Origin of the sequence: Clostridium sp. D46t1_190503_E9 (genome assembly GCF_015555225.1) — a bacterium.
Classification (GTDB): domain Bacteria; phylum Bacillota; class Clostridia; order Clostridiales; family Clostridiaceae; genus Clostridium.
In genome coordinates this window covers 53,298-65,902 of record NZ_JADNKB010000008.1, presented here as the reverse complement: position 1 = coordinate 65,902, position 12,605 = coordinate 53,298, and the positions used below count along the sequence as shown (strand labels likewise).

Annotated in this window: 10 protein-coding genes; all 10 read left to right on the top strand. The window is 25.4% G+C overall.

Translation table 11 applies throughout. The features are described from left to right. Nucleotides 1-20 precede the first annotated feature (20 nt). The 10 genes from I2E83_RS10645 (at nucleotide 21) to ric (ending at nucleotide 12,597) form a co-directional block, all read left to right on the top strand. A complete protein-coding gene (locus tag I2E83_RS10645) occupies nucleotides 21-779 on the top strand; it encodes an ABC transporter ATP-binding protein (RefSeq protein WP_195429732.1) in 759 nt (252 codons plus the stop codon). Beyond that, nucleotides 766-2,619, top strand: coding sequence for an ABC transporter permease (locus tag I2E83_RS10640; protein WP_195429731.1), 1,854 nt, complete (start codon nucleotides 766-768; stop codon nucleotides 2,617-2,619). Before I2E83_RS10645 ends, I2E83_RS10640 begins: the two co-directional genes overlap by 14 nt. A 668-nt stretch (nucleotides 2,620-3,287) precedes the next feature. After that, nucleotides 3,288-3,827 (top strand): RNA polymerase sigma factor, encoded by a 540-nt coding sequence (locus tag I2E83_RS10635; RefSeq protein WP_243249635.1) that lies wholly within the window; start codon nucleotides 3,288-3,290, stop codon nucleotides 3,825-3,827. 4 nt (nucleotides 3,828-3,831) lie between these two features. After that, complete coding sequence (locus tag I2E83_RS10630) at nucleotides 3,832-5,172, top strand: DUF4179 domain-containing protein (RefSeq protein ID WP_195429729.1); 1,341 nt, start codon at nucleotides 3,832-3,834, stop codon at nucleotides 5,170-5,172. Nucleotides 5,173-5,393: 221 nt separating this feature from the next. Further along, complete coding sequence (locus tag I2E83_RS10625; protein WP_195429727.1) at nucleotides 5,394-6,065, top strand: response regulator transcription factor; 672 nt, start codon at nucleotides 5,394-5,396, stop codon at nucleotides 6,063-6,065. Next, complete coding sequence (locus I2E83_RS10620) at nucleotides 6,065-7,090, top strand: ATP-binding protein (RefSeq protein WP_195429725.1); 1,026 nt, start codon at nucleotides 6,065-6,067, stop codon at nucleotides 7,088-7,090. Before I2E83_RS10625 ends, I2E83_RS10620 begins: the two co-directional genes overlap by 1 nt. Before the next feature lie 96 nt (nucleotides 7,091-7,186). Further along, nucleotides 7,187-7,939, top strand: a complete 753-nt coding sequence (locus I2E83_RS10615; RefSeq protein ID WP_195429723.1) for an ABC transporter ATP-binding protein — start codon at nucleotides 7,187-7,189, stop codon at nucleotides 7,937-7,939. After that, nucleotides 7,939-9,837, top strand: coding sequence for an ABC transporter permease (locus I2E83_RS10610; protein ID WP_142691056.1), 1,899 nt, complete (start codon nucleotides 7,939-7,941; stop codon nucleotides 9,835-9,837). Before I2E83_RS10615 ends, I2E83_RS10610 begins: the two co-directional genes overlap by 1 nt. 143 nt (nucleotides 9,838-9,980) lie before the next feature. After that, entirely contained in the window at nucleotides 9,981-11,633 is a 1,653-nt protein-coding gene (hcp, locus tag I2E83_RS10605; protein ID WP_195429722.1) for a hydroxylamine reductase, read from the top strand. A gap of 262 nt (nucleotides 11,634-11,895) precedes the next feature. Further along, the gene (gene ric, locus I2E83_RS10600) at nucleotides 11,896-12,597 is read left to right on the top strand and encodes an iron-sulfur cluster repair di-iron protein (RefSeq protein WP_195429721.1); all 702 of its coding nucleotides are present in this window, start codon (nucleotides 11,896-11,898) and stop codon (nucleotides 12,595-12,597) included. Nucleotides 12,598-12,605: the final 8 nt, after the last annotated feature.

Genomic DNA, 12,605 nt, shown 5'->3' with positions numbered 1-12,605 from the left:
CTATATAAGGGGAGAAATTTATGGAGATTTTAAAAGTTAAAAATTTAAAAAAAATATATGGAAATAAAGTTGCCTTTACTGCACTAAATAATATTAATTTTACTGTGGAAGAAGGGGAATTTATAGGGATAATGGGCCCTTCAGGCAGTGGGAAAACAACACTATTAAATGTTATTTCAACAATAGATAAGCCAACTTCAGGAGAAATAAGGATAAATGATACTAAACCTCTATTATTAAAAGGAGATGAATTATCATTATTTAGAAGACGCGAATTAGGATTTGTATTTCAAGATTTTAATTTGCTAGATACGCTTACTATTGGTGAAAATATATTATTACCGTTAACTTTAGATGGAGTATCAGTAAAAGAACAAAATAAGAAGCTAGAAAGGGTAGCAAAGATTCTAGGAATTGAAAAAATATTAAATAAGAGGACTTTTGAGGTATCAGGAGGAGAAGCTCAAAGAACAGCAGTAGCAAGAGCATTAATTCATGATCCATCAATTCTTTTAGCAGATGAGCCAACTGGAAATTTAGATTCAAAATCATCAAAAATAGTAATGGAATTGTTTGAAAAGATTAATAAAGAGGAAAAGGTAACTACAATGATGGTTACACATGATCCAGTGGCAGCTAGTTATTGCAATAGAATTTTATTTATAAAAGATGGAGCTATATATAATGAAATTTATAAAGAGGATAATAGACAAAAGTTTTATCAAGATATCTTAGATGTTCTTGCATTACTAGGAGGGAAAGATAATGAAATTTATTGAATTTGCAACTAGGAATGTGATAAGAAACATAAGAGCATATTTTGGATACTTCTTAAGCAGCAGCATTTCATCAGCATTATTATTTTCTTTTACTATGTTAATCTTACATCCAGATATGGATATAAGTAGCTTTCGTAACTATTTGCAAGTAGGATTTAAATTAACTATGAGTATAGCTTATTTATTTTTATGTTTCTTTATCTTTTATTCAGTAAGTGTGTTTTTAAAAAGTAGATATAAAGAAATAGGAATACTTTATACCATAGGAGCTTCAAACAAGCAAGTAAAGAGGATGATAATAATAGAGAATATCTTAATAAGCTCTTTATCGGGCATAGTTGGAGTTCTTATAGGACTAATTTTCTCAAAAATATTTTTGTTAGCTAGTGGAAAGCTACTTGGATATGGCATTTTAGGATTTTATCTACCAAGTAAGGCAATTATAATTACAGTAATAGGATTCATCTTGATGGGAGGGATAATTTCTATTTTTACTACTAGCATAATAAAGGAAGATAGAGTATTAGCATTACTTAAAGCAACTAAGAAGCCAAAGAATGAACCAAAATCTTCAAAGATTCTTACATTAATATGTATTATATTAATTGTTTTAGGATATTATTTTTCCATTACTTCAACTATGGAAAATATAATTTATAGGATTATACCAGTAACGACTATTGTTGTAATCGGAACATATTTATTATTTTCACAATTTAGTGTTTTTATGATAAATAAATTGAGACGCAATAAAGTATTTTATATGAACAAGACAAGATTATTATGGGTTTCAGATCTTTTATATAGAGTAAAAGATAATACTAGAATGTTCTTTCTTATAACAATAACGTCAGCAGTAGCATTTACATCTATTGGAGGAGTATATTCCTTTTGGCTTAATAAAGAATCAGAGGTTAATGCTAGTTTTCCACAGACATTTTTTTATGCTTTCAATGAAGAAAGTTTAGATGTTGATGAAAAAATAGCATTTTTAGAGGGAGCCTTAAATAAAAGTAATTATGACTATAAAATGGCTAAAGGAAATATAAAATCATTAAAATATAATGATGACGAAATAAATATAATAAGTGAAGAGACTTATAATAAATTAGCTAAATCATTTGTGAAAGAAGAAATAGACCTTAAGGAAAATGAAGGTTTATTAAATTCATCACTATCTAATAATGTTAATAACATAGAAATTGATGGTGAAAATATTAAAATTATTTCAAAGTTAGATAGCAGGGTTCTTCCAGCTTTATACGAGAGCATATATGTTTTAAATGATGAATCATATGACAAAATTAAGGCTTTAGAATTTTCATTTTGTAGTATTAATGTAGATAATTATAAGGATACATTAGATATATCAAGAAGTTACTTAAAAAGGTTTGGTGAAGAAAACTATGGTAAAGAAAGAGTTTTACTAATAAAAGCTCATTTATTAGAATCGATTAAATTGGGGTATGGGATATTTATGTTCTTAGCAATATTCATAGGTATAATTTTCTTTGTAACTACAGCAAGCTTCTTATACAATAAATACTATATGGATATAGAAGAGGACAAGATAAGATATAGTAAATTAAATAAAATAGGATTAACTTTTAAAGAAATTAAAAAAATATCAACTATTGAAATTGGAGTACTATTTTTACTTCCATATATAGTTGCAGTAATACATTCCTTATTTGCATTATTAGCACTTAACAATGCATTTGATATGAAAATAAGCATATCAGCAATTACAGTTATGGGTAGTTTCTTTATTATTCAAGTGATTTATTTCCTTATTATAAGAAAGAAATATTTAATAGAAATAAAAAGAAATTTGTATTAATGAAAAATATTGCAAATACACTAAAATCAAATAAATTTAGATAAAAAGAAGACGGGACATTAGTTAGTTTTTTTAGATAAAACTAACTAATGTCTATTTTATATTATTATATTATTTATTTGTTTATTTATGTAAAAATTAGCTTCAGAAGTTTTATCCTTAAGTATAGGAATATTTAAAATATGTATATCTTTATTATTTAGATATAATCTGTTATCATATCTAGTTGCTGATCTACTTATAGCTGCATACTTTATTTCAATATTTCCATTTATAATTTTTTTGCTTATTAATTGTTTTTCTTTAGGAATATTTAATGGGAATATATTAAACTTAAAAAAGAGATTACAATGCAAAATGTAAATAGAGTAAAGAGAATTCCACTCCTAATGGAACTTTTTGTTAAATAACTTAAGTTTATAATACCACTCACTAAAAAGTTATTATTAAAACAAGTAAATTAATAGTTACATGTATCGTTCAAATATTCTATTTTTCTAAAGTAATAATATTGATTGTATATAAACTTAAGAGAGTTTGAAAAATGGAGTTTATTAATTCTTAATTTAGGACTACAGTAGAAGCTATAGATATATTAAAAAATAATATAAGGTATTATGGAACTATTGATAAAGATTATATATCTAATGATTAGAAGGAGGGATATTTTGAAAACTTTAAGTTATTTTGATAAAAGATTAAACAATTTAGAACATATAAAACTTATGGATAATAAGTGTGAAGAAAATGATTTTATATCTTTAGTAGAACCTAATGCAACTGCTTATTATAGGATAGCAAAAGGAATTTTATCATCTGAGGAAGATGTTAAGGACGCAATTCAAAATACATTAATAATTATATACAATAAATTATATACATTAAAAAATATAAGTTTATTTAAAACTTGGTCTATTAGAATTTTGATTAGTGAATGTAATAAAATTTATAATTTAAATAGAAAGGTTGTTAATTTAGAAAGAATTGAAGATATTTCATCATATACAATTAATTCAGATAATAAAATAGACCTTTACAATGCAATTTCAACATTATCAAAGGAGTTAAGAATCCCTACTATATTATTTTACTTTGATGACTTATCATATAAGGAAATATCTAAAATCTTATCAATTCCTGAAGGAACTGTAAAATCTAGAGTTTTTAGAGCAAAAGAAAAGTTATATGAAATTTTAAAGGAGGATTAATAATATGGATGATAATTTTGATAAAAAGTTAAAAGAAATGGCTAGAAATTCTAGCATTAAAGAACCCTGGGATATGAAAGAATTAGTTAATAATGCATATAAAGATGCATATAAAATAAATAAATTTTCAAAGTATAAGAAATTTATAATAGCTGCAAGCGTGTTAATAGTGTGTACAGTATCATTTGGGATATTTGCAAATGCTAATGCTCAAGAAATTCCTATAATAAGCAAAGTTTTAGAGTATTTTACAAAAAATAATAAAATAGATACAGGATATGAAGGCAATACAGTTGAAGAAAGCTATTCAGCAAGTGAGGATAAATACACTGTAGATATTGAGGATATATATTTTGATGGTAGGAAGTTAGAGTTTTTTTATAAAATAAAAAGTAGTGAAATTCTTGATAAATCAAATATCTATTATTTAAATACTACTTTAAAGGTTAATGCTAATATTGATGCTACTGGAGGATTAGAAGAAAAAGAATTTATTGATGATTATACTTATTATGGTATGATTAGCTATGGAATAAACTCAAATAGTAGTGAAACATGGCCAGAGATACTAGATGGAACTATTACTGTTAATAGTATAGATATATATAATAAATCTAATAATGTAGAATCTATACAAATTAACAAAGAACCACTTAAAGTTAATTTAGATAGTAAGAATATAAATAGTAAAGAACTTTTGATTAATAAAATTATTTCGTATAATGGATTAAAAAGTGAAGTCACTAAACTAACAAAGTTCCCAACAGGCATAACTATGGATATTTTAAATAGTAATCCGTGGAACCAAAATAGTGGAGTATATTTTCGTACTTATTTATGGGATAGTAAAAAAGGAGTTTTAGATTTTAAAGATAAAACTAATGATACTTCCGACAACGGTATAATAATAAGAGAGGAATATGAAAATCCTAGTGAGGATGGGGAATTATCAATTATATCTTTTGTTAGTGAATCAGGACCAATAGGAAATGGTGAAGATAGAAAGGTTACTTATAAGATAGATGAGGGAGTTCAATTGGACTTAGGAAATCTAGGGAAGGTTGAAGTAGAAAGTATAGTTAATAAGGAAGATAGAACTATAATTACAATGAGAACTACAGGATATATTTCAGTTGAGCATTTAAAAGTTAGTAATGGAGATTATAATTATTTAGCTTCAGAAATAACAAACAAAGAAGTGTATGGTGATTTAGATATTAAGGCGGAATATATATTTCCAAAGTTAGATAAAGAAAATGGAATATATATAAGATTATATCATACTAAGATACTAGAATTATTAGATAGCCAAACTATAAGAGTAAATTTATCTGACTTAAAGTAAGTATGTGAATATAATAAGTTATGATAAATATAGCAAAAAGTAAATTAGTAAATATCTACTCTATGATATTTGCTAATTTACTTTTTTACTTTTAGCTTTAAAATGAATTAAGTGAAATAAATATATAATATATTAATGGTGGTCTATTTACAAACCATAAGGTTTTATATAAATGTAAGTAATGTTATAATTTACATAAAAATAATTTGGAGGGTGCTATTATGAGAGAAATATTATTAGTAGAAGATGATTTAGATTTATCAAAACAACTTTCTTTATCTTTAGAGAAATGGGGATTTAGCATAGAGCTTATAGATAATTTTAGTGATATAGTAAAAGAATTTATTGAAAAGAAACCAAGTTTAATAATAATGGATGTTAATTTACCATACTATGATGGGTTTTATTGGTGCGAAAAAATTAGAGAAATATCTAAGGTGCCTATAATATTTTTATCCTCAAGAGATTCAAATATGGATTTAATTATGGGAATAAATAATGGTGGCGATGATTATATAACAAAGCCTTTTTCTATAGAAGTTTTAATAACTAAGATTAATGCATTACTAAGGAGAAGCTATGATTATACTTTTTCAGATTCTGTTATTTATTATAAAGATACTATTTTAGATATGGAAAAATGTACATTTAAGTATGAAGATAATATTATTGAGTTAACAAAAAATGAAATGAAAATATTATCAATACTTATTAAAAATAAAGGTAAAGTAGTTTCAAGAGATAAAATTATGATGAGCTTATGGAATGATGATGAGTTTGTAAGCGATAATACATTAACTGTAAATGTAACTAGGCTAAGAGGAAGACTTAAGGATGAATTAGGATTAAATGATTTTATAAAAACCAAGAAAGGTATAGGGTATATGATTTAATGAGCTTAATGAGATTTATAAAAGAAAAGAGTATAAATATTATTTTTTCTATAGTTTTATTATTAGTAATAAACATATATTTAATTTCAATAAATTCATTCAATGGTCGAACTAGTGATTTAATTTATTTAGATTTCATTATAATTACTATATATTTAATATGGATATACACTGCTTATTTTAATTGGAAAAAGAAATATTACGATTTATATAAATCTATTTTAAATGAAAATGATATTTCTCTAGAAGATGTTAAAGAAAGCTCTTTAGAAGAGGAAATTATTTTTAAGCTTATAGACAATAAAGATAAAAAGTATGATTTTAAAACTAAGGAATATGAAGAAAAATTAAGAGATATGGAAGAATATATTTCTAAATGGGTTCATGAAATAAAATTACCAATAACAGCATTAAATATAATTACAGAAGATATAGAGGATTATGATGCAGCAAGTAGCATAAAAAATGAAACAGAAAAAATTAATTTTCTAGTTAATTCAGTTATTTATGGAAGTAGGGCTACTGTAGCTTCAGAGGATATTTTTATTAAAGAAGAAAATTTGGGGGATATAGTTAAAAAATCTATAAGAAACAATTCATTTTTCTTAATAAAAAATAAGATAGAAATTGCTACAAGCAATTTAAATTATAATATTTATAGTGATGGAAAATGGATTATTTATGTTATAGATCAATTAATTAATAATGCTATTAAATATTCAAAAGAAAATGGTAAGATAGAATTTTATGCAGAAGATAATAGAGAATATATAAAACTATGTATTAAGGATAATGGCATCGGCATAGAAAAAGAAGATATAGAAAGGATATTTAATAAAGGTTTTACAGGAAGTAATGGTAGAAATAAAGTATATAAATCTACTGGCATGGGACTTTATTTTACTAAGAAGGTATTAAACAAATTAGAACATGAAATTTCTGTGGAATCAATTAAGGGTGAATATACTTTATTTAATATATACTTTTATAAAATCTCCGATTATTTAAAGGTTACTAAAATGTAACATTAGAATAAAAAAGGTAAGGTTAAGTGAAGGAATCCAAATTAAAAAACTATTAAAATAAAATTAAAGTTAAAGTTAATTTTGGAGGAATTAGTTATGAAAGAAATTTTAAAGTTAAAAGATGTATCTAAGGAGTATGGAGTTAGAGGGTTTAGAACAAGGGTTTTAAATAATATAAATTTTACTGTAAATGAAGGTGATTTTATTTCTATAATGGGGCCATCAGGAGCAGGAAAAACTACTTTGCTTAATTTAATTTCAAGCTTAGATAAACCAACAAAAGGTGAAATAATTCTTGATGGAAAAGATATAACAAAGATTAAGAATAAGGAATTATCTAATTTAAGAAGAGATAAAATAGGGTTTATATTTCAAGATTATAATTTATTAGATAATATGAATTTAATGGATAACATAGCATTGCCATTAGCATTAGGAAAAAAGAAAACTAAAGATATAGAAAACAAAGTAATTAATATTGCAGAGATATTCGGTCTTAAGGAGCATTTAAAGAAGTATCCATATGAATTATCTGGAGGACAAAAGCAAAGAGGGGCAGCAGCTAGAGCCTTAATAACTGATCCAAAAGTAATTTTTGCAGATGAGCCTACTGGAGCATTAGATTCAAGATCATCATCAGATTTGCTAGAATCTTTAAGTAGAGCAAATAAGGAAGAAAATGCTACTATTGTTATGGTTACTCACGATGCTCTTACTGCAAGTTATTCTAATAAAGTTTATATATTAAGTGATGGAGAAATAAAGTGTCAATTAAATAAAGGAGATAATAGAAAAGAGTTTTATGGTAAGATAATTGATATGTTAGCATCTTTAGGAGGTGCTAAATAATGAGCGTATTTAATATAGCTTATAATAATTTTAAGAATAATATAAAAGTATATACTATGTTCTTTATTTCAATGATTTTTTCGGTGGTTATTTTAAGTAATTTCTTAATTATGATGGATGGAGAGGCAATGAAAGTCCTTGGTGATATGAATGAAGAATATAGCAAGCTTATTTTGCAAGTTATAACTGTCATTTTAGTTATATTTATGTTTTTCTTTATTTGGTATGCATCTAATATCTTCTTAAGAAATAGAAAAAAGGAAATTGGTATTTATGCATTTATGGGGCTTGATTCATCAGTAATAGGAAAGATATATTTTATTGAAATGATGTTAATTGGAGTAAGTGCATCAATAATTGGAACAACTATAGGAGTTGTCTTATCAAAGTTTTTTCAAATAGTAGTTTTTAAAATTGCAGACTTTAATATAGATGTGACGTTTAATGTAAGCTTAAATTCAATAATTTATACTGTAGCAATTTTTATGTGTATCTTTTTATTTATGAGTATAAAAGGATTTATAAGTATAGTTAGAAGCAAAATTGTAGATCTTTTAAATGCAAATAAAAAACAAGAAAAGATGCCTAAAGTTAATTTTATTATATATATAATTGGAATAATTTCATTATTTCTAATTGGATATGGATATTACTTAGTAAATGAAGAAGCAATGAATGCTCTTAAGACTTTAGTATTAGTTTGTATAGGAACATATGGATTATTTGGAGCTGTTTTCCCAATAGTGTTTAATTTCTTAATTAATAGAAAATCTATATTATACAAAGGATCAAATATTGTAACTATAAATAATTTAGCTTATAGATTTAAGAAAAACTATACTATTTATGCTACTATAGCTATACTAACAGCAACAACTACTACAGTTCTTGGAACAGCCTTTTCAATGAAGACAACATATGAAAATAGCCAAAGAAATATTACTTTATATTCTTTAGCAATTTCATCTACAGATGAGTTTAATTCAGAAGAAATAGCGCATAAATTAAAAGAAGTTGGAGAAGAAAAATATTCCTTAAATACTAAAGTACTAAAGGTTAATAGTACATTAAAAGATGTTCCGGAATATCAAAATGATGAATATATAGTAGTATCTTATGATAATTTATCTAATATATTGAAAGCAAATGGTGATGAGAAAGACTTAGATAAATTTAATGAGGAAATGGTGGAAGGTAATAATGTTATATACATTGAAAGACCAGGTACTCTTATGAGCTTTTTAGCTAATACCAATGATATTACATTAAATGATGTTAAGTTTAATGTAAGCGAAAGTACTAGAATCAGAGTTTTTGGTGAAGCATTAAATTATTCTACTATAGTTGTTAATAATGATGAATATGAAAAGCTTAAAGAAACAGCAACTGAAATAAATTTCTATGGCATTAAAATAGAAAATGAAGAAAATATAATTAATGTAATAGATGAAATAGGAAAAAATCTTAATTTAGAAACCACTCATGGATTTTATGGGCAATTTGAGTTAAAAACAATAGAATGGGTAAAATTTGTTTATGCAATTGGAGGATTCTTATTTTTAGTAATGGCATTAGCAGAAGCTAGTATTATTTATATAAAAATTTATAGTGATGCAAATGAAGATAAGCAAAAGTATAAAACACTTTTAAGTATAGGAGCTTCAAAGAAAGATATAAGTAAATCTATAAGTAGAGAAGTTGCATTATTTTATTTCATTCCATTAGTAGTTGGTGCAATTCATAGTTATTTTGCAATTAATGCATTAGCTGATTTTATGAAAGAAAATTTAAATTTTGTATATTTACTTAGCTTAGTAATTTGCATAGCTATATTTATAGTTAATTGCATTATTTCAATCATAGGATTTAAAAAAATAATAGGAATAAAGAAAAATTAAGAATATAAAATTCACGATTGTTTAAAGCAATCGTGAATTTTTTGCTTTTTAAAAGAGTATTATATATGAATAAAAATAGTTTATATAACTGATAATAGGGTTATATAACTAAGAATAGGTTTATATGGAAAGGAGATAAAGATATGGATAATGCAATGTTTTGTTATCAATGTGAGCAAACTATGGGGGGCAAGGGGTGTACTAAGATGGGGGTTTGCGGTAAAACACCAGAAGTTGCAAATCTTCAGGATTTATTGATTTATCAACTAAAGGGAATATCATGTTATGCTAAACCACTAATAGATAAAGGGGATCTTATAGATAAAACAATAGTTGAGTTTGTAGAAAATGGACTTTTTACAACTTTAACTAATGTTAACTTTGATGTAGAAGTTCATATACAAATGCTTAAAGATTCACAAAAAATAAAAGAATCATTACGAAGTAAAGCACCAAAAGGTGATTACCCTGATCCAGCTACATATAACTTAAGTGCTACTAAACAGGAAATGCTAAAGGATGCAGTTAAAGCTGGAATAATGTATGATCAAGAGTTAGATGCAGATATAAGATCATTAAGATCAACTATTCTTTATGGATTAAAAGGAATATCTGCTTATGGTCATCAAGCTAGATTTATTGATTTTTATAGCGATCAAGTGGATCAATTTTATTTTAGAGCATTAGAAATTATAACAAATGATAGTGTAGAAGTAGAAGAATTAATACGTTGGGTAATGAGAACTGGAGAAATAGCTATAGAAGTTATGAGAGTTTTAGATGATGCGAACACAACTAGATACAAAAATCCAACACCTCATAAAGTAAATGTAAATATTAAAAAAGGACCATTTATAGTTGTTTCAGGTCATGACTTAAGAGATTTAGAAATGCTATTAGAGCAAAGTGAAGGAAAAGGAATAAATATATATACACATGGTGAAATGTTACCATCCCATGGTTATGATGAGCTAAAAAAATATAAGCACTTAGTAGGAAACTTTGGATCTGCATGGCAAAATCAACAAAAGGAATTTGATAATATACCAGGTTGTATTCTTATGACAACAAATTGCTTAATGAAGCCAAGGGAAAGCTATAAAGATAGAATTTATAGTACTTCAGTAGTTGGCTGGGATGGAATAGTGCATATAGGAAGAGATGAAAATGGATATAAGGACTTTTCAGAAATAATTGATAAAGCCCTTGAGTTAGGTGGATTTGAAGAAGATGAAGAAGAACACGAAATATTAGTAGGTTTTGCTCATAAAGCAACTTTAAGTCATGCAGATAAGATAGTGGAATCAGTTAAGGAAGGTAAGCTAAGACATTTCTTTGTAATTGGAGGATGCGATGGAGCAAGACCAGGAAGAAATTATTATACAGAGTTTGCTGAACAAGTTCCAATGGATTGTATTATTTTAACTCTTGCTTGTGGAAAATACAGATTTAACAAGTTAGAATTTGGAGAAGTAAATGGATTGCCTAGACTTTTAGATGTAGGTCAATGTAATGATGTTTATTCTGCTGTGAAAATTGCAACAAGTTTAGCAGATGCTTTTGATACAGATGTAAATGCATTACCATTATCAATAATTTTATCATGGTATGAGCAAAAAGCTGTTGCAGACTTATTAGCATTATTGTCTCTTGGAATAAAAGGAATGTTCTTAGGACCATCACTTCCAGCTTTTATATCACCAAATGTACTGCAATACCTAGTAGATACATTTGATATTAAACCTATTAGTACACCAGAAGAAGATTTAAAGACATGTCTTCAACAATTAGTATAATATAAATATTTTAGAAGATATAGTTATGCTATATCTTCTTATTTTTTTGATTCTTATTATACTTTGAAGTTTTAGAAAAGTTTATGATATAAAGTTTTTATTATTTTAATGATTAAAGATTAAACTGATTTTATGATGTTATATATGCAATTTTTAATTTAAGATTATAATTTTTCAAAATTTGATTTGAATCACATTTTTATTTTTAAAATTTTCTTATAATTTACTCATAGATAAGAAAAATAAGGTTGGAGTGATTGATATGAAAAATAATATAAATAAAAATTTAAGTTTAGGTGAATGTGTTATTATTTATCCTGCTGTTGTTGAAAAGTTTAATGATATTGGATTAGATTATTGCTGTGGTGGAAATAAAAATTTAGAAATTGCATTAAGAGAAAAAAATATTGATGTAGATAAATTTATTGAAGATATAAATGAAGAACTTGAAGAATTTATATTTGATAATTCATCATATATAAATTGGAATGAAAGAAATTCAGAAGAATTAATTCAGCATATAGTAAATACTCATCATGCTAAAACTTTTGAATTACTAAGAGATATAGACCCATTACTAGTTAAGGTATTTAAAGTTCATTATAATCATTTACCAGAAGTTTTAACAAGGGTTCATAAACTTTTTGGAGCATTAAAATGTGAGTTAGAAGAACATTTAATAAAAGAGGAAAAAATATTATTTCCAAAGATAATTGAATTTGAAAATACTAATGATAAAGAAAAGAAGGATATTTTAAAAGTAGAAATAGAAAGATTTATAGGAGAACATGAAGCTGCAGGAGATATACTAAAAGAATTAGCTCAAATTACAGATGATTATAGTGCTCCAGAATGGGCGTGTACAAGCTTCAAATTATTATATATGAAGATGCATGATCTTGAGAAAGACTTATTTGTTCATATTCATAAAGAAAACAATATTTTATTTAAGAGATATCAATAGAAGGTTAT

Bases quoted from the DNA above. Each gene is read 5' to 3' on its own strand.
- hcp (WP_195429722.1), top strand. From the start codon at position 9,981: ATGGATAATGCAATGTTTTGTTATCAATGTGAGCAAACTATGGGGGGC.
- I2E83_RS10620 (WP_195429725.1), top strand. From the start codon at position 6,065: ATGAGCTTAATGAGATTTATAAAAGAAAAGAGTATAAATATTATTTTT.
- ric (WP_195429721.1), top strand. From the start codon at position 11,896: ATGAAAAATAATATAAATAAAAATTTAAGTTTAGGTGAATGTGTTATT.
- I2E83_RS10615 (WP_195429723.1), top strand. From the start codon at position 7,187: ATGAAAGAAATTTTAAAGTTAAAAGATGTATCTAAGGAGTATGGAGTT.
- I2E83_RS10640 (WP_195429731.1), top strand. From the start codon at position 766: ATGAAATTTATTGAATTTGCAACTAGGAATGTGATAAGAAACATAAGA.
- I2E83_RS10630 (WP_195429729.1), top strand. From the start codon at position 3,832: ATGGATGATAATTTTGATAAAAAGTTAAAAGAAATGGCTAGAAATTCT.
- I2E83_RS10645 (WP_195429732.1), top strand. From the start codon at position 21: ATGGAGATTTTAAAAGTTAAAAATTTAAAAAAAATATATGGAAATAAA.
- I2E83_RS10610 (WP_142691056.1), top strand. From the start codon at position 7,939: ATGAGCGTATTTAATATAGCTTATAATAATTTTAAGAATAATATAAAA.
- I2E83_RS10625 (WP_195429727.1), top strand. From the start codon at position 5,394: ATGAGAGAAATATTATTAGTAGAAGATGATTTAGATTTATCAAAACAA.